This window comes from Streptomyces sp. NPDC001153 (assembly GCF_053598315.1).
This window is the reverse complement of sequence record NZ_JBSFJZ010000011.1, coordinates 126,547-142,321: the sequence shown is the minus strand read 5'-3', so window position 1 is coordinate 142,321 and position 15,775 is coordinate 126,547. Positions and strand designations below refer to the sequence as shown.

The window sequence follows — 15,775 nt, the reverse complement described above, 5'->3', positions numbered from 1 at the left end:
ACGAGCGTGGGTCCACACTCGCCCGGCCGGATGTCACACTCCGGGACCTGCCGCGGCTCTCAGGTGCGACCGCCCACGAATGCCACGAGGGCGGTCCTGTCCGCGGCCTCAGGCCGCGGACGGTCGGAACAACGACACCGACTGGAGAGAAGCCATGGTCAATGTGGGACTGTTCGTGCGCATAGAAGCCGAACCGGGCCACGAGACGGCAGTGGAAGCCCAGTTGAAGGCGGCCCTTACGCACGTCGAGGCCGAGTCCGGCACCGTCGTCTGGCTGGCACTCCGCCTGGGGCCGGGGATCTACGCGATCGTCGACGCCTTCCCCGGCGAGGCCGACCGCCAGGCACACCTGGAGGCAGGACGAACCCGACTGGCTGAAGCACTCGAGCACTTCACCCATCCGCCCACGCTCGAGCGCACGGACGTCATCGCCGCCAAAATCCCCTCACCGGGGGCCTGAGCGCCGAGACCCGCAGTCGAGAGTGCTCGTCCCCACATGGTCCCCGGGATCGCACAAGAGGCCGTATCGGATGTCCGATACGGCCTCTGACCTGCTACGTCGCAAGTCGGGACGACAGGATTTGAACCTGCGACCCCTTGACCCCCAGTCAAGTGCGCTACCAAGCTGCGCCACGTCCCGTTGCGGTCTCACCCGGGGTGTCCCGCGTGATCACGCAGGTCAACACTACCGCACCTGGGCGGGTGCCTGTGCCGCCCCCGCCGCGGCGGGGATCGTCGTACGGGTGGGGCGGCGGGCCGGGACGAGGAGGGCGGCGCCGGCCGCGGCCAGGCAGAGGAGGGCGAGCAGGGTCCAGCCGTGGGTGTAGCCGGAGGCGTAGGGCAGGCCGGAGGGCTGGAGGCGGCCGGTGACCAGGACGCTGGTGAGCGCGGCGCCGATGGAGCCGCCGATGGTGCGGATGTTGGCGTTCATACCGGTCGCGGCGCCGGTCTGCTCGCGCGGGACGCTGCCGACGACGAGGTTGGCCATGGAGGCGAAGGCCAGTCCGATGCCGAGGCCGAACAGCCCCGCCACCACGGCTATCTGCCACTGGGCGTCGTGCCAGAGGGTGAGGAATCCGCAGGCCAGCGCGCCCAGTGCGGCACCGGTGGTGAGGAGCGCCTTGGCGCCGACGCGGGGCTCGAGACGGCCCGAGAGGACGCCGGAGACGAACATCGCCAGCAGCATCGGGAGCATGAGGAGACCGGAGGCGGTGACGCTCGCCCCGAAGCCGTAACCGGCCGCGGCCGGCGTCTGGACGAAGCCCGGCAGGAAGGACCAGATCGCGTACATGCCCGCGCCGAAGAGCAGGGCGGCGGCGTTGGTCGTCCACACCGCGGGCAGCCGCATCACACGCAGATCGATGAGCGGGGTGCGGGAGCGGGCCTCGGCCGTGAGCCACAGGGCGAACAGCACGACGGCGGCGGCGAACAGGCCGAGCACCTTCGGCGAGCCCCAGCCCCACTGCCCGGCCTGGCTCAGCGGCAGCAGCAGGGCCACCAGCCACGCGGAGAGCAGCACGGCGCCGTACCAACTGACCTTCCCCTGGGCCCGCTTGGGTGACTCGGGGACGTAGGCCACGGCGATCAGGACCGTCGCGGCGACGATCGCCACGGGGATCCAGAAGAGCCAGCGGTAGTCGAGCGCGGAGACGATCGGTCCGGCGGCCACCATGCCGACCCCGCCGCCCGCGGCGATGACCGCGGAGAGGTTGCTGATGCTGCCGCTCACCTCGGCGGGCGCGAACTCGTCGCGGATGATGCCGAAGGACAGCGGGAACAGGGCACCGCCGACGCCCTGGACGACCCGGGCGACGATGAGGACACCGATGTCCGGGGCGAGCGCGGCGACGAGACAGCCGGCGAGGACGGCGAGCAGGACGCCGACGAGCGTGCGTTTCTTGCCGACGAGGTCGCCGACCCGGCCGAGGATCGGGGTGAAGACCGAGGCGGACAGCAGATAGGCGGTCATCACCCAGGTCGCGGTCGACTGGGAGGCGTGCAGGGCGTGCTGGACGGTCGGCAGGGCCGGCGCGATCAGCGACTGGAGCATGGAGAACACGCCCGCACCGGTCGCGAGGACCGCGAAGGTGAGGCGGGTGGACGTGCGGGGCATGGGAGGGCCTCTCCGAGTGGGAGTGCTGTGACGGGCGAAGGGGGCGTCGTGCCGGGGCATGTCCGCCCACGGCGGTGGCGCCCCCGCAGTGCTAAAGTGGAGGCGCCCCTCCACTATAGCGGAGGTAGCCCTCCGGTTCAACCGAACCGGATGCATTCCTCCGGTTCATCGATTCCCCTGGGAGGCACCAGTGACGGCCACGCCCTTCCCCGTCGGCGAGATCGTGGCGGCCCGCCGCCCGCACCGCAAGGACGCCGCCCGCAACTACGACGCCCTGCTCGACGCCGCCCGCGAGGCGTTCGCCGAGCACGGCTCCGACGCCTCCCTGGAGGACATCGCCCGCCGCGCGGGCGTCGGCATCGGCACGCTCTACCGGAACTTCCCCACCCGCCGCGACCTCTTCGAGAGCGTCTACGCCGACGAGGTCAACGCCCTGTGCCGGGCGGCCGTGGAGGTCGCGGACCTGGAGCCGTGGGAGGCGCTGACCGCCTGGCTGGACCGGTTCGCCGGCTACATGGTCACCAAGCGCGCGGTGCGCGAGGCACTCAACGACGAGTCGGAGATCTTCCAGGCCTGCCGCGACTCGATGTACGCCGCCGGAGGCCCGCTGCTGGAGCGCGCCCAGCGGGCGGGCGTGGCCCGCGCGGACATGGACTTCACCGACCTGCTGCGGATGGTCGCCGGCATCACGGCCACGGCCTTCGACGACGACGCCCAGCGCGACCGGGTTCTCGCCATCGCGCTGGACGGGGTGCGCACCGGCCGCTGAGGCCGGGCACCGCCTACTTGATGAGCGCGTTCGCCACCACCACGATCACCCCGAGCAACGCGTCCCCGGCGCCCATGAGGACCGCCATGGGCCAACTCCGGGCGGACCAGCGGGCGGTGATCAGGCCGAGGACGAAAAGGATCACGATGTTGAGGGCGAACGCCGGGTACTGGACGCCGTTCGGTGACCACCAGCCCCAGCCCGCGCCCGCGAGCAGGAAGACCGTGGGCAGCACGGCCGTGACCAGCGGCCACTCGTCCCGCAGCGTGCGCAGCACGTCCCAACGGCGGTGCGGGGCGCGTTCGGCGATGTAGTGGGCGTAGCCGTGCGCGAGGGCGGAGGCGAAAGCGGTCACCAGGAGCCACACGGCGTCGTAGCGGCGGCCGGCGGCTGTCGTACGGCCGTACTGGGTGAGCGCCGCCACCATCGAGCTGGCGAGGACGGCGCCGTACACACCGCCGAACAGGACGGCCTCACGTGTGTCGTGCTGCCGGGGCGGTGCCGTGCCGACCGCCGTGGAGTCAGCCATGGTCCCCACGATCACCCGTGCGGCGCCGCCCCGCCAGTCCGCGCGGGATGACGAAGTGTCCTCCCACCAGCCCCGATGCTCCACACACTGTCGACTCCGGCGCGGCTCGGCGCTGGCTAGGCTCGCCGCATGACGCACAGCTTCGCGCTCCACATCCCCGACGCCGGCCTCGAACCCGAGCCCCTCGACCCGGAACAGATCGTCTCCGGCTCCCCCGAGGTCACCGGGAAGGTGGTCTGGGAGTCCCCGGACGGACGGCAGATCCGTGGGATCTGGCAGATCACGCCGGGCGTCGTCACCGACACGGAGGCGGACGAACTGTTCGTCGTGATCAGCGGTTCGGCGACGGTCGAGGTCGAGGACGGGCCGACGCTCGAGGTGGGGCCGGGCGACATGGCGGTGCTGCGCGCGGGCGACCGTACGACGTGGACCGTGCACGAGACGCTGCGCAAGGCGTACGCGATCAACCTGTGAGGCGGGGCGCGGCCGGGGTGCCACCGGTCCTCCGTCAGGCGCTCAGCCCCTTGACGCCGGCGGTCAGCGCCTCGACCACCTTCTCCGGCGGGACGTCCGCTCGCCCGCTCGTCCGGGCCGAGAGCGGCAGTTCCACCTGGACTCCGCCGCGGCGGGTCAGGTTGACCGGGTTCCTGGGATGCACGCCGCGCAGGTCGGCCGGGATGGCGGCCAGGTCGGTGACGGCCGGGAAGTCCCGGGCCCCGGCGGCCAGTGCCTCGGCGAGGACGCGGGCCGCGGCCCGGTTGCGGCCGCCGAGGAAGACGGTGTGCGGTGCCTCGGGCCGCATGTGACCGTGCAGGGAGACGGTGAGGGAGACCCGGTCCAGGAACTCCCGCAGGAGTGCGCAGTGGTCGGCCGCCATGAGCGGGGACGGGATGTGCACGGGCTGCCGTACCCCCGGCTGGGTGAAGACGAGGCTGGTGGCGCCGCAGCGGCGCGCCACGAGGTCCGCGAGTTCGGCCGTACCCCCTTCGTTGCTGCCGTGCAGGGCCAGCAGCCCGATCTCGCCACCCGGTACGAGGGTCGCGACCAGCGGTGTGCCCTGGATCTCCGTGTGCTCGGTGCGGGTCACCGGGTCCCCCTTCACTCGGCCGCCTGCGCGGGCAGGTTGTACGGCGTGACGACCTGGATCGCGGACAGCGTCGGCGGGCCGGCCGGAGGCAGCGCGCCGTGCGCCCGCATCACGAGGTGGCAGGCCTCCCGCATGTCCTGGCGCAGGTCGTGGTGGAGCACGGCGGACAGCCGGTGCTCGCGCAGCAGTCGCGTGTTGTCGTGATCGAGGTCGTGGGCGATGAACACCGCGCAGGCACGGCCGAGGTCGGCGAAGGCGCGCAGGGTGGCGTTGTTGCCGCCGCCGATGGAGTACACGGCCCGGATCTCCGGGTCCCGTTCCAGGGCGGCGCGGACCAGGTCGTACTGGGTGGCGTCCAGGCCCTGTCCCTCGGTGATCTCCACCAGGGTGCGCTCCGGATGCCGGGTCCGCATCACGCTCCGGAACCCCATCTCGCGCTCCTCCTCGTTGCGGAAGAAGCCGCTGCTCAGGCTGGTGAGGACATGGCCGGGCCGGTCGCCGAGCCACTGGCCCGTCAGATAGGCGGCGGTGGCGCCGGCGGCCCGGTTGTCGCTGCCGACGTAGCCGATCCGGCCGCTGGCGGGCAGGTCGGTGACCAGGGTGACGACCGGGATGCCGGCCGCGGTGAGCCGGCTCACGGCGGCGGTGACCTCGGGGACGTCGGGCGCCTTGAGGATCACGCCCTGGGAGCCGCGCCGGGCGATCCGGTCCAGCGTCCTGACCTGCTCTGCGGCCGGACCGGTCTCGCGGAAGTGGAAGCGTGAGCGGACCACGGCCGGGTGCAGGGACGGCAGTTCGGCTTCCAGGGCGGCGCGCACGGCGGTGCTGAACCGCTCCGGTGCCTGCACCACGATGTCGACCATGAAGGTACGGCCGACCAGCCGCACCTGGGTGCGCTGCCGGTCGAGGTCGGCGATGGCCCGGTGCACCTCTTGCGCGGTGCTCTCACGTACTCCTCCCCTGCCGTTGAGGACACGGTCCACCGTGGCCTCGCTGAGGCCCGCCTGACGTGCGATCTCCCGGATCGGGAACGGGTGGCCCATGGGCCGGCTCCTTGAGGGGTTTTTGATGGCTGACTGCTGGTTGTTCGAGGGGTTTGTCATGACAAGAATGACAGGGCCGCGTCGTCGCCGTGGCCGAAAGCCGTGATCGAAAGGACGCCGATGTCCGCCGCCTCCGTGCCAGGACGTGCCTGGCCGTCCGGGCAGGACTGCGACCTGGCCGCCTTCCGCGCCCAGACCGACCGGACGACCCGCCTCGTGGACCACCCGCACGCCGCCTCGGTGACGGAAAGGCCTTCCACTGCGCCGGCGAGGACTGGCGCGAGCAGTCCGCTGCGCAGCTGCCGACGGGCACGCTGGGCCAACCGGACGAGATCGCCGACTTCGTGGTCTTGCTGCTGTCCGGCCGGTCAGGGGTGGTCACGGGGTCGGTGATCGACTGGGACCGGAACGTCCTCGGCACCCTCGACCGACCTCCCTGACGGAAACTCGTACTCAAGGAGCACCATGCGTATCGGAATCCTCGGCCTCGGCCGCATCGGCGCCTTCCACGCCGAGACCCTGTCCGGACTGGACGCCGTCGAGGCGCTCGTCGTCGCCGACCCGTTCGCGGACGCCGCCAAGGCCGCCGCCGAGCGGTTCGGCGCCGAGGTCGCGGACTCGCCGGAGGCGCTGCTCGCGGCCGGGGTGGACGGCCTGGTCGTCGCGGCGGCCACGGACGCCCACCCGGCGCTGATCCGGGCCGGCGTCGAGGCCGGTGTCCCCGTCTTCTGCGAGAAGCCGGTCGCCCGCACCATGGCGGAGGGTGTCGAGGTGCTGAAGGCCGTGCGCGACAGCGACGTGCCGATCCAGATCGGTTACAACCGCCGCTTCGACGCGGGCTTCACCGCCGCGCGCGCCGCCGTACAGGCGGGCGAACTGGGCAAGCTGCACACGGTCCGCTCCACGACGTTGGACCCGGCGCCGCCGCCGGCCGCGTACATCGCCGCCTCCGGGGGCATCTTCCGGGACTGTTCCGTGCACGACTTCGACATCATCCGCTGGGTGACGGGCCGCGAGGTCACCGAGGTGTACGCGGTCGGGGGCAACCGGGGCGCCGACTACATCGAGGCGGCGGGCGACGCGGACACCACCGGCGCGATCCTCACCCTGGACGACGGCACCATCGCGGTGGTCTCCAACTCCCGCCACAACGCCCGGGGTTACGACGTCCGCATGGAGCTCCACGGCTTCGCCGACTCCATCGCCGTCGGCCTGGACGACAAGCTCCCGCTGCGCTCTGTCGAGCCCGGCGTGACCTTCCCGTCCGGCACCCCGCACGACTTCTTCATGGACCGCTTCACCGACGCCTACCGCGCCGAACTCACCGCGTTCACCGAGGTCGTGGCCGGCACCCGCCCCTCCCCCTGCACCGTCGAGGACGCCCTGGAGGCAGGCTGGATCGCCGAGGCCTGCACCCTGTCCCTCCAGGAGCACCGGCCGGTGACGCTCGCGGAGGTGCGGAAGCTCTGAGACATGCGGGAGGCGCCGGGCGGAGGTGCCCGGCGCCGTACCCGTGTCCCAGCCGCGGTGGCCGTACCCGTGTCTCAGCCGCAGTAACGGATCAGCCACTCGTCGGGGTTGTACGTGTCGCGCGCCGGGTCGGGCAGGGTGGCCGGCTTGGTCTCGACCATGTCCTCGGGGCGTATCCGATCGGGCAGCGTGCCGAAGCGGTCGCGGCGCAGCGTCACCGGGTCGGTCGCGTCCCGGGCCGTCTTCCGGGGTTCGGTGCGGTGAGTCATCTGGTCCTCCCGTGTTCGCGGGCGCCCCCGTCGTCGTACACAACGCCCGCGTGCCACCGGTTGGTTCCCGGCCGCCTCCTGGCCCAATCCTGTCAGGCCCCGCAGGACCGCAGGAACCTCCGGGTCCGCACCGCGATCGGCAGGGGCCGGTCCGGCTCGCAGGGATACATGTCCTGCTCGACGATCGCGAACAGCTCCACGCCCAGCCCCTGCGCGGCCTCCAGGACGGGCCCCAGTTCGGGCACGCCGGAGGGCGGTTCGCACATCACGCCGCGCTGCACCGCCGGCCCGAACGGCACCTCGTCGGCGATCACCTCGGCGAGGACGTCCGGGTCGACCTGCTTGAGGTGCAGATAGCCGATGCGCTCGCCGTAGGTCTCGATGAGCTTGACGCTGTCCCCGCCGCAGTAGGCGTAGTGCCCGGTGTCCAGGCAGAGGTTGACCAGGTCGGTGTCGGTCGAGTCCAGGAAGCGCTCGACGTGGTCCTCGGTGTCGATGTGGGTGTCGGCGTGCGGGTGGACCACGATGTCCAGGCCGTACGTCTCCTTGACCTCGTGGCCGAGCCGTTCCATGCCCTTGGTCAGGTGCGCCCACTGCTCGGCGGTCAGCTCGGGCGGCTCCAGGATCTCGGCGGTCCTGTCGTCCCGCCAGAAGGAGGGGATGACCACCAGGTGCCGCGCGCCCATCGCCTGGGTGAGCGCGGCGACCTGGCTGACATGTGCCCACGTCTCCGCCCAGACGGACGGGCCGCGGTGCATGCCGGTGAAGACCGTGCCGGCGGAGACCTTCAGGTTCCGCCGGGCCACCTCGTCGCCGAGCCGCGCCGGGTCGGTGGGGAGGTAGCCGTAGGGGCCGAGTTCGATCCACTCGTAGCCGGCCTGGGACACCTCGTCCAGGAAGCGTTCCCAGGGCACCTGCCGCGGGTCGTCGGGGAACCAGACGCCCCAGGAGTCGGGGGCCGAGCCGACCCGGATCCGGTCCAGCGGGGTGGGGGTGGCCATGGTCAGGGGGTTCCTTCCGGGGAGGGCGCGACGGGTGCGGTGAGGTCCTCCTCCTCGGGTAGTTCGTCGGTGTCGACGCCGCGTACCTGGGCCAGTTCGTGCTTGAGGGCGGCGAGTTCGGCGCCGCCGGCCATGTGGTTGGTCAGTTCCTCCAGGCCGACCTCGGTGCGGGAGGCGGACAGCTCCAGGGTGCCCAGGCGCAGGACGCTGAAGTGGTCGCCGACCATGTAGGCGTGGTGGGGGTTGTGGGTGATGAAGATGACGCCGAGGCCGCGGTCGCGGGCGGCGGCGATGTACTTCAGCACGACCCCGGACTGCTTCACGCCCAGGGCGGCGGTGGGCTCGTCCAGGATCAGGACCCGGGCACCGAAGTGGACGGCACGGGCGATGGCCACGCACTGGCGCTGGCCGCCGGAGAGGGTACCGATGGGCTGTTCCAGGTCGTCCAGGACGATGCCCATGCGGCGCAGTTCCTCGTCCGCGGTCTTCTTCATAGCCGCGATGTCCAGGCGGCGGACCGGCCACGGGCCCTTGGTCATCTCCGAGCCGAGGAAGAAGTTGCGCCACACCGGCATCAACGGCACCGTGGCCAGGTCCTGGTAGACGGTCGCGATACCGCGGTCGAGGGCCTCGCGCGGGCTGGAGAAGCGGACCGGGGCGCCGTCGACGAGGAACTCGCCCTCGGTGTGCTGGTGCAGCCCCGACACGATCTTGATGAGGGTGGACTTGCCCGCGCCGTTGTCCCCGAGGACGCAGGTGACCTCACCGGCGTGGACCTTGAGGTCGACGCCGTGCAGGGCGCGGATGTTGCCGTAGGACTTGCCGGCCCTGCGCAGTTCGACCAGCAAGCCGTCGTCGGCGGGCGGTGTGTCCTGGACAAGGGTGCCGTGGGTCTTGTTGTCGGTCATCGCTCTACCTCCGCGTCGCCGTGCGCCGGACCCACAGATTGATCAGGACGGCGCCGAGCAGCATCACGCCCAGGAAGGCCTTGAACCAGTCGGGGTTCCAGCCGGCGTAGACGATGCCCTGGTTGACCATGCCGAACATGAACGCGCCGAAGACCGGGCCGATCGCGGAGCCGGCGCCGCCGGTGAGCAGACACCCGCCGATGACGGCCGCCGCGATGTAGATCAGCTCCTGGCCGACGCCCTCGCCGGACTGCACGGTGTTGAAGGAGAACAGGTTGTGCATGCCGATGAACCAGGCGCCGAACCCGACCAGCATGAACAGCGAGATCTTGGTGAAGGTCACCGGGACACCGACGGCCCGCGCGCTCTCCTTGTTGCCGCCGACCGCGAAGATCCAGTTGCCGTACCGGGTGCGCAGCAGCACCCAGGTCGCCAGGGCCGCGAAGACCAGCCACCACACCACGGTGATCTTCACCTGGACCCCGCCGACGTCGAACGAGGACGCGAAGACCTTCCTGGCCTGGTCGAAGCCGTCCATGTCGCTGATGTCGTCGGTGGCCACGTTGCCGGTGACCAGCTTGGTCACGGCCAGGTTCACGCCCTGCAGGATCAGGAACGTGCCCAGGGTGATCAGGAAGCTGGGCAGGCCCGTCTTCACCACCATCCAGCCGTTGAAGAACCCGATCCCCAGCGACACGACCAGCGCGACGATCACCCCCGTCCACACGTTCATCGTCAGCTGGTAGCTGAGCATGCTGGCGGTGAGCGCCGAGGTGATCACCGCGACGCCCGCGGAGAGGTCGAACTCGCCGCCGATCATCAGCAGGGCCACCGGCAGGGCCATGATCCCGATGGTCGAGGACTGGTAGAGGATCGTCGCCATCGAGCTGCCCTGGCGGACCGAAGGCGCGACGACCAGGAAGAAGACCAGTACGGCGGCGGCGCCGAGGAAGACGCCCACCTCGGGGCGGGCCAGCAGCCGCAGCACCAGCGGGCGGCGGGCGGTGCGGCCGTCGGTCTGCTCGGGGCCGGACGCCGGCGGCCTGCCGAGGGCGGGCTCAGCCTGCTGGGCCATACTCATCACCGGGTCCCCTTCGCGGCGAACTCGGCGACCTTGTCGACGTTGGACTTGTCGACGAAGGCCGGGCCGGTCAGCACCGGCTGGACCCCGCCGCCGCTGTAGTTGCCGTTGTTCTTGTAGAGCCACAGCGCGTCGACCGCCAGGTAACCCTGCAGATAGGGCTGCTGGTCGACGGCGAACTCGATGGAGCCGTTCTGGACGGCCTTCACCAGGTCTTTGTTCAGGTCGAAGGTGGCCACCTTGGCCTTGCTGCCGGCGTCGCTCAGCGACTGCACCGCCGTGAGGGCGAACGGGGCGCCCAGGGTGACGACGGTGTCGATGGCGCTGTCCTGCTTGAGCTTGGCCGTGATGGTCGACTTCACGGACGGCATGTCGGTGCCGTTCACATACAGCGTCTCAGTGGTGCCCTTGAACGTCTTCTGCACCCCGTCGCAGCGCTGGGTGAGGCCCACGTTGCCCTGCTCCTGGATGACACAGACGACCTTCTTGGCGCCGGTGGAGTTCAGCTTGTCGCCGAACGCCTCGCCGGCCACGCTCTCGTCCTGCCCGAAGAACTCCAGCAGGCCCAGCTTCTTCCAGTCGCTCAGGCCCGAGTTCAGGCCCACCACCGGTATGCCGGACTGTTCCGCCTTGCCGATGACGCTCTTCATGGCGTCCGGCTTGGCCAGGGTGACCGCGACGCCGTCGACCTTCTGGTCGATCGCGTTCTGCACCAGGTTCGCCTGGTTGCCGGCGTTCGGATCGGCGGAGTAGACCAGCTTGATGTTGTCCTTGGCGGCGGCGGCCTCGGCGCCCTTGCGGACGGTGTCCCAGAAGGTGTCACCGGGCGCCTGGTGCGTGACCAGCGCGACGGTCATGCGCGGGGTGTTGGCCTTGCCCGCCGAGGCGTTCTGTGCCGCCTCCTCGGCCTTCTTGCCGCCGTGACTGCTGGCGCAGCCGGCGAGGGTCAGGGCCGCCGCGGCGGCGACCGCCACCACCGGGGCCAGTCTCCGGGAGCGGGAGGGAGAAGAGCGGTCCATCTTTCCTGCACCTCACTGTGCGTGTGACGGGGAAGGGACGCTGTTGCGTTGGGACGGGATCCAAGTCCTTGGGGGCGCCTGCTGTCAATACTTTGTTAAGACATCATTTCAGAAGCAGGTCCGAATGTAAGTACAAACCATTGACACCCGCACCGTCCGGGACCTACACCTGAGAGGCATGAGCCCAGTACACCGCACCCCGCAGCGAACGGCACCGGGTGATCGTGCGCTCGACTCCCTCGGCTTCACCCTGGACCGCACCAGCCCGGTGCCCCTGTACTACCAGTTCGCCCGGCAACTGGAAGCGGCCATCGAACACGGCACGCTGGCCCCCGGCGACCTCCTGGGCAACGAGGTCGACCTGTCCGTACGCCTCGGCCTGTCCCGGCCCACCGTGCGCCAGGCGATCCAGTCCCTGGTCGACAAGGGGCTGCTGGTGCGCCGTCGCGGGGTGGGCACGCAGGTCGTGCACAGCAAGGTGAGGCGGCCACTGGAGCTCAGCAGCCTCTACGACGACCTGGAGTCGGCCGGGCAGGAGCCGACCACCCGGGTGCTGCGCAACGAACACATCCCGGCGGGCGCCGAGTTGGCCGCCGCCCTCGGGATCGCGGAGGGCACGGAGGTCACCGTGCTGGAACGGCTGCGCTGCACCCACGGCCGCCCGGTGGCGTTCCTGTGCAACTACCTGCCCGCCTCGCTCCTCGAACTCCCCACGCGGCAGCTGGAGTCGACGGGGCTGTACCGCATGATGCGGTCCGCCGGGATCGTGCTGCACAGCGCCCGCCAGTCCATCGGCGCCCGCAGCGCGACGGCCGAGGAGGGCGCCCTGCTGGAGGAGCGGGAGGGCGCGGCCCTGCTCACCATGCGGCGCACCGCGTACGACGTCACGGGCCGGCCGGTGGAGTACGGCAGCCATGTCTACCGGGCGTCGCGGTACGCCTTCGACTTCCAGCTACTGGTCCGTACCTGAACCGCCGACGCGGGACCCGAACCGCTGGTCAGGACCCGAAGCGGAATCACCCGTGTTCACACAGCCCCCTCGGCCGCCCGCGCCGTGGGGGCTCTCGGCTCTTCGCCCGGGTGAACACGCAGGTAACGGTGACGATTACGTTTCGGGCAAGAGACAGCCCAGGAGGGGCCGCCCTATTGACGCATGAGCGGACATGGGGCTGTTATTACGCCCACGATGTTCGGTCGAGTTGGTTTCTGATCGGTTTCGAAAACCTTTCGGTGATCAACTCATCCCCTTGACCGAGCCCTGTATTCCTCAGGAGCCGCCATGCGCCTCTCCCCCTCCGGTCTCTCCGTCCCGGGTCCCAGCCGTCGTTCGGTCCTGCGCGGAGCAGGCAGTGCCGCCCTGCTCGCCGGGGCCGGCATACCCCTGCTGTCCGCCTGCGGAGGCAGCGGTTCCTCCTCGGACCCGAAGACCGTCACCCTCGGCTCCAACGCCTCGGACGCCGTGCCGAAGCAGGCCTTCGCGAGCGTGTACGCCGGCTTCAAGAAGCAGTACGGCATCACGGTCGACGTGAACACCAAGGACCACAACACCTTCCAGGAGCAGATCAACTCGTATCTGCAGGGCACGCCGGACGACGTGTTCAACTGGTTCGCCGGGTACCGCATGCAGTTCTTCGCGGCGAAGGGCCTGGCCTCGCCGATCGACGACGTGTGGGCGAAGATCGGGGACAACTTCCCCGACGCGATGAAGAAGCTCAGCAAGGGCCAGGACGGCAAGTACTACTTCGTGCCGCTGACGACGTACCCCTGGGCGATCTTCTACCGCAAGAGCGTCTTCCAGCAGCACGGCTACAAGGTCCCCGCCACCTGGGACGAACTCGTCGCGCTGTGCAAGCAGATGAAGAAGGACGGCCTGGTCCCGATCGCCTTCGGCGACAAGGACGCCTGGCCGGCGATGGGCACCTTCGACCAGATCAACTTCCGCCTCAACGGCTACGACTTCCACGTCCAGCTGATGGCGGGCAAGGCGGCCTGGACCGACCCCAAGGTGAAGGCCGTCTTCGACCACTGGGCCGAGATCCTGCCCTACCACCAGGACGGCTTCATGGGCCGTACCTGGGAGGACGCCGCCCAGACCCTGGTGTCGAAGAAGGCCGGCATGTACCTCCTCGGTTCCTTCGTGGCCCAGCAGTTCACCAACAAGGCCGACCTGGACGACCTCGACTTCTTCCCCTTCCCGGAGATCAACTCCGCGTACGGCCAGGAGACGGTCGAGGCACCCACCGACGGTTTCATGGTGAGCAAGTCCCCGAAGAACCACGACGGTGTCGTGAAGCTGCTGGAGTACCTGGGCAGTCCGGCTGCCGAGGAGCTGTACCTCAAGACCGACCCGAGCGTGGTCGCCGCATCGAACAAGGCCAGCACCTCCGCGTACTCGGCGTTGCAGAAGAAGGCGTTCGACATGATCGGCAACGCCAAGAGCCTCACCCAGTTCATGGACCGCGACTCCCGGCCCGACTTCACCTCCACGGTGATGCAGCCCGGCCTGCAGAAGTTCCTGCAGAACCCCAAGGGCGTGGACAGCCTGCTGTCGTCCATCGAGCGCCAGAAGAAGACCATCTTCGCGTCCCAGTGAGCGGCCCGATGACGACCGATACCACCACCCAGACCCCGGAGGCGGCCGCCGTGCCGCCTCCGGGCGCCTCGCCCGCGCGCACGCGGGCCACGCACGGCCATCGCCGCCTGCTGACCCGCCGTGACCGGTTCACGCTCGCCCTGATGGCGGGCGTGCCGACGATCCTGCACGTGCTCCTGGTGTGGGTCACGGCCATCGCCTCGATCTTCCTCGCCTTCACCACCTGGGACGGCATCGGGTTCGGCTCGATCAAGTGGGTGGGCCTGGACAACTTCAAGCAACTCTTCAACGACAACCCGCAGTTCTGGCCCGCCGTCCAGCACAACGTCATCTGGTTCGTCGTACTGATCCTGATCCCGACGCCGTTCGGCCTGTTCCTGGCCGTGCAGCTCGACAAGCGGATCCGCTTCAGCCGGGTCTACCAGACCGCGTTCTTCCTGCCGGTCGTCATCTCGATGGCCTGCATCGGCTTCGTCTGGCAGCTGATCTACAACCCGGACACGGGCCTGATCAACAGCATCATGGGCGCCAACAAGCCGGGCCACTACATCGACTGGATCGGCGACCCGCACCTCAACCTGTGGGCGGTGCTCATCGCCGCGTCCTGGCGGCACACCGGCTACATGATGATCCTGTACCTGGCGGGTCTCAAGAGTGTCGACCCGTCGCTCAGGGAGGCCTCCGCGCTGGACGGCGCGAACGAGTGGCAGACGTTCAAGAGCGTCATCTTCCCGACCCTGCGCCCGACCAACACGGTCGTGCTGGTCGTCACGATCATCGAGGCGCTGCGCGCCTTCGACCTGGTCTTCGTCTTCAACAAGGGCGCCCAGGGCACCGAGTTGCTGTCGATCCTGGTCACCAACAACATCATCGGCGAGTCCAGCCGCATCGGTTACGGCTCCGCCATCGCGGTCGTCCTGCTGGTGATCTCGCTCGCGGTGATCATCCCCTATCTGATCGCCACCTTCCGGAAGGAGCGGCGCGCATGAGCAGCACCACTCTGCCGCTGAAGCGGCGTGCGCCGATCCGCCCGGCCCGTGTCCTGCTGCACGTCTTCCTGGCCGGTACGGCGCTGGCGTGGCTGGCGCCGCTGCTGTGGGCGATCTTCTCGGCCATGCGGCCGTACAGCGAGACCAGCGCCAAGGGTTACGTCTCCTGGCCGGACAAGCTGACGTTCGAGAACTTCACGAACGCGTATCAGCAGTCGGACATGCTGCACTACTTCGGCAACACACTGGTCATCGCGATCCCGGCCGTGCTGCTGACGCTGTTCCTGTCCTCCTGCGTGGCGTTCTACGTGGCCCGGTTCGACTTCCGCCTGAACCTCGCCCTCCTGCTGGTGTTCACGGCCGGCAACCTGCTGCCGCAGCAGGTCATCATCACCCCGCTGTACCGGCTGTACCTGCTGACGAACCTGCCGGGCATCACACAGAGCGGCAAGCTGTACGACTCCGCGCTCGGCCTGGTCCTCATCCATGTGGCGTTCCAGTCCGGGTTCTGCGCGTTCGTGCTGAGCAACTACATGCGCTCGCTGCCGCACGAGCTGACGGAGGCCGCGCTGGTCGACGGTGCCTCGGTGTGGCGGCTGTACTGGCAGATCACGCTGCCGCTGTGCAAGCCGGCGATGGCGGCCCTGGCGACCCTGCTGTCGATCTGGATCTACAACGACTTCTTCTGGGCGCTGGTGCTGATCTCGACCGGCCAGAACATGCCGATCACCTCGGCCCTGAACAACCTATCGGGCCAGTACTTCACCGACCCCAACCTGGTGGCGGCGGGCTCGCTGCTGACCGCGATCCCGACCCTGGTCGTCTACTTCGCGCTGCAGCGCCAGTTCGTCAGCGGTCTGACCCTGGGCTCCAACAAGGGCTGACCCGCCCGCACGTTCAAGGG

17 protein-coding genes, 1 tRNA gene and 1 pseudogene are annotated in these 15,775 nt (G+C 69.7%); 9 read left to right on the top strand and 10 right to left on the bottom strand.

Annotated features, from left to right (window positions below):
* The first annotated feature begins 154 nt into the window (after positions 1–154).
* A complete protein-coding gene (locus ACWDEN_RS15110) occupies positions 155–460 on the top strand; it encodes a putative quinol monooxygenase (protein WP_450859268.1) in 306 nt (101 codons plus the stop codon).
* 106 nt (positions 461–566) lie between these two features.
* Here ACWDEN_RS15110 and ACWDEN_RS15105 read toward each other — a convergent pair.
* Positions 567–640: transfer RNA gene (locus ACWDEN_RS15105), tRNA-Pro, on the bottom strand.
* Between the two features lie 45 nt (positions 641–685).
* Complete coding sequence (locus ACWDEN_RS15100; RefSeq protein WP_351608775.1) at positions 686–2,113, bottom strand: MFS transporter; 1,428 nt, start codon at positions 2,111–2,113, stop codon at positions 686–688.
* A 190-nt stretch (positions 2,114–2,303) separates the two neighbouring features.
* Here ACWDEN_RS15100 and ACWDEN_RS15095 point away from each other — a divergent pair, with 190 nt between their 5' ends.
* The gene (locus tag ACWDEN_RS15095) at positions 2,304–2,882 is read left to right on the top strand and encodes a TetR/AcrR family transcriptional regulator (protein ID WP_351608772.1); all 579 of its coding nucleotides are present in this window, start codon (positions 2,304–2,306) and stop codon (positions 2,880–2,882) included.
* Between the two features lie 13 nt (positions 2,883–2,895).
* On the opposite strand, the gene ACWDEN_RS15090 is transcribed toward ACWDEN_RS15095, so the two are convergent.
* Complete coding sequence (locus tag ACWDEN_RS15090; RefSeq protein WP_351608769.1) at positions 2,896–3,411, bottom strand: hypothetical protein; 516 nt, start codon at positions 3,409–3,411, stop codon at positions 2,896–2,898.
* Between the two features lie 129 nt (positions 3,412–3,540).
* On the opposite strand from ACWDEN_RS15090, the gene ACWDEN_RS15085 reads away from it, so the two are divergent.
* Entirely contained in the window at positions 3,541–3,885 is a 345-nt protein-coding gene (locus ACWDEN_RS15085; protein ID WP_450859265.1) for a cupin domain-containing protein, read from the top strand.
* 34 nt (positions 3,886–3,919) lie between these two features.
* Here ACWDEN_RS15085 and ACWDEN_RS15080 read toward each other — a convergent pair whose 3' ends face one another.
* Together ACWDEN_RS15080 and ACWDEN_RS15075 are read right to left on the bottom strand one after the other, a co-directional pair.
* Positions 3,920–4,498 carry a poly-gamma-glutamate hydrolase family protein gene (locus ACWDEN_RS15080; RefSeq protein WP_450859263.1) on the bottom strand — a complete coding sequence of 193 codons (579 nt, stop codon included), beginning with the start codon at positions 4,496–4,498 and terminating at the stop codon, positions 3,920–3,922.
* Between the two features lie 11 nt (positions 4,499–4,509).
* The gene (locus tag ACWDEN_RS15075; protein WP_450859261.1) at positions 4,510–5,541 is read right to left on the bottom strand and encodes a LacI family DNA-binding transcriptional regulator; all 1,032 of its coding nucleotides are present in this window, start codon (positions 5,539–5,541) and stop codon (positions 4,510–4,512) included.
* Positions 5,542–5,789: 248 nt separating this feature from the next.
* Between ACWDEN_RS15075 and ACWDEN_RS15070 the strand changes: the two are divergent.
* Positions 5,790–5,981, top strand: a pseudogene (locus ACWDEN_RS15070) (SDR family oxidoreductase); the annotation flags it as partial.
* Between the two features lie 25 nt (positions 5,982–6,006).
* Positions 6,007–7,011 carry a Gfo/Idh/MocA family protein gene (locus tag ACWDEN_RS15065; RefSeq protein ID WP_450859259.1) on the top strand — a complete coding sequence of 335 codons (1,005 nt, stop codon included), beginning with the start codon at positions 6,007–6,009 and terminating at the stop codon, positions 7,009–7,011.
* Between the two features lie 74 nt (positions 7,012–7,085).
* On the opposite strand, the gene ACWDEN_RS15060 is transcribed toward ACWDEN_RS15065, so the two are convergent.
* The 5 genes from ACWDEN_RS15060 to ACWDEN_RS15040 form a co-directional block, all read right to left on the bottom strand.
* Positions 7,086–7,280: a hypothetical protein gene (locus ACWDEN_RS15060; protein ID WP_351608757.1), complete on the bottom strand. Its 195-nt coding sequence runs from the start codon at positions 7,278–7,280 to the stop codon at positions 7,086–7,088.
* A gap of 92 nt (positions 7,281–7,372) precedes the next feature.
* The gene (locus ACWDEN_RS15055) at positions 7,373–8,281 is read right to left on the bottom strand and encodes a sugar phosphate isomerase/epimerase family protein (protein ID WP_351608754.1); all 909 of its coding nucleotides are present in this window, start codon (positions 8,279–8,281) and stop codon (positions 7,373–7,375) included.
* A 2-nt stretch (positions 8,282–8,283) separates the two neighbouring features.
* Entirely contained in the window at positions 8,284–9,189 is a 906-nt protein-coding gene (locus tag ACWDEN_RS15050) for an ATP-binding cassette domain-containing protein (protein WP_450859256.1), read from the bottom strand.
* Positions 9,190–9,193: 4 nt separating this feature from the next.
* Positions 9,194–10,270 carry an ABC transporter permease gene (locus ACWDEN_RS15045; protein ID WP_351608748.1) on the bottom strand — a complete coding sequence of 359 codons (1,077 nt, stop codon included), beginning with the start codon at positions 10,268–10,270 and terminating at the stop codon, positions 9,194–9,196.
* Positions 10,270–11,289: a sugar ABC transporter substrate-binding protein gene (locus tag ACWDEN_RS15040; protein ID WP_351608745.1), complete on the bottom strand. Its 1,020-nt coding sequence runs from the start codon at positions 11,287–11,289 to the stop codon at positions 10,270–10,272. The genes ACWDEN_RS15045 and ACWDEN_RS15040 overlap by 1 nt, the downstream gene beginning before the upstream one ends.
* Positions 11,290–11,467: 178 nt before the next feature.
* Between ACWDEN_RS15040 and ACWDEN_RS15035 the strand changes: the two genes are divergently transcribed.
* The 4 genes from ACWDEN_RS15035 (at position 11,468) to ACWDEN_RS15020 (ending at position 15,755) form a co-directional block, all read left to right on the top strand.
* Positions 11,468–12,259 carry a GntR family transcriptional regulator gene (locus ACWDEN_RS15035; RefSeq protein ID WP_450859253.1) on the top strand — a complete coding sequence of 264 codons (792 nt, stop codon included), beginning with the start codon at positions 11,468–11,470 and terminating at the stop codon, positions 12,257–12,259.
* A 309-nt stretch (positions 12,260–12,568) separates the two neighbouring features.
* Positions 12,569–13,882, top strand: a complete 1,314-nt coding sequence (locus ACWDEN_RS15030) for an ABC transporter substrate-binding protein (RefSeq protein ID WP_351608740.1) — start codon at positions 12,569–12,571, stop codon at positions 13,880–13,882.
* A gap of 8 nt (positions 13,883–13,890) precedes the next feature.
* Complete coding sequence (locus tag ACWDEN_RS15025) at positions 13,891–14,871, top strand: carbohydrate ABC transporter permease (protein ID WP_450859251.1); 981 nt, start codon at positions 13,891–13,893, stop codon at positions 14,869–14,871.
* Positions 14,868–15,755: a carbohydrate ABC transporter permease gene (locus tag ACWDEN_RS15020; RefSeq protein ID WP_351608734.1), complete on the top strand. Its 888-nt coding sequence runs from the start codon at positions 14,868–14,870 to the stop codon at positions 15,753–15,755. The genes ACWDEN_RS15025 and ACWDEN_RS15020 overlap by 4 nt, the downstream gene beginning before the upstream one ends.
* Positions 15,756–15,775 lie beyond the last annotated feature (20 nt).

Bases quoted from the DNA above. Each gene is read 5' to 3' on its own strand.
- ACWDEN_RS15085 (WP_450859265.1), top strand. From the start codon at position 3,541: ATGACGCACAGCTTCGCGCTCCACATCCCCGACGCCGGCCTCGAACCC.
- ACWDEN_RS15040 (WP_351608745.1), bottom strand. From the start codon at position 11,289: ATGGACCGCTCTTCTCCCTCCCGCTCCCGGAGACTGGCCCCGGTGGTG.
- ACWDEN_RS15035 (WP_450859253.1), top strand. From the start codon at position 11,468: ATGAGCCCAGTACACCGCACCCCGCAGCGAACGGCACCGGGTGATCGT.
- ACWDEN_RS15090 (WP_351608769.1), bottom strand. From the start codon at position 3,411: ATGGCTGACTCCACGGCGGTCGGCACGGCACCGCCCCGGCAGCACGAC.
- ACWDEN_RS15065 (WP_450859259.1), top strand. From the start codon at position 6,007: ATGCGTATCGGAATCCTCGGCCTCGGCCGCATCGGCGCCTTCCACGCC.
- ACWDEN_RS15055 (WP_351608754.1), bottom strand. From the start codon at position 8,281: ATGGCCACCCCCACCCCGCTGGACCGGATCCGGGTCGGCTCGGCCCCC.
- ACWDEN_RS15060 (WP_351608757.1), bottom strand. From the start codon at position 7,280: ATGACTCACCGCACCGAACCCCGGAAGACGGCCCGGGACGCGACCGAC.
- ACWDEN_RS15025 (WP_450859251.1), top strand. From the start codon at position 13,891: ATGACGACCGATACCACCACCCAGACCCCGGAGGCGGCCGCCGTGCCG.
- ACWDEN_RS15045 (WP_351608748.1), bottom strand. From the start codon at position 10,270: ATGAGTATGGCCCAGCAGGCTGAGCCCGCCCTCGGCAGGCCGCCGGCG.
- ACWDEN_RS15050 (WP_450859256.1), bottom strand. From the start codon at position 9,189: ATGACCGACAACAAGACCCACGGCACCCTTGTCCAGGACACACCGCCC.
- ACWDEN_RS15075 (WP_450859261.1), bottom strand. From the start codon at position 5,541: ATGGGCCACCCGTTCCCGATCCGGGAGATCGCACGTCAGGCGGGCCTC.
- ACWDEN_RS15020 (WP_351608734.1), top strand. From the start codon at position 14,868: ATGAGCAGCACCACTCTGCCGCTGAAGCGGCGTGCGCCGATCCGCCCG.
- ACWDEN_RS15100 (WP_351608775.1), bottom strand. From the start codon at position 2,113: ATGCCCCGCACGTCCACCCGCCTCACCTTCGCGGTCCTCGCGACCGGT.
- ACWDEN_RS15030 (WP_351608740.1), top strand. From the start codon at position 12,569: ATGCGCCTCTCCCCCTCCGGTCTCTCCGTCCCGGGTCCCAGCCGTCGT.
- ACWDEN_RS15110 (WP_450859268.1), top strand. From the start codon at position 155: ATGGTCAATGTGGGACTGTTCGTGCGCATAGAAGCCGAACCGGGCCAC.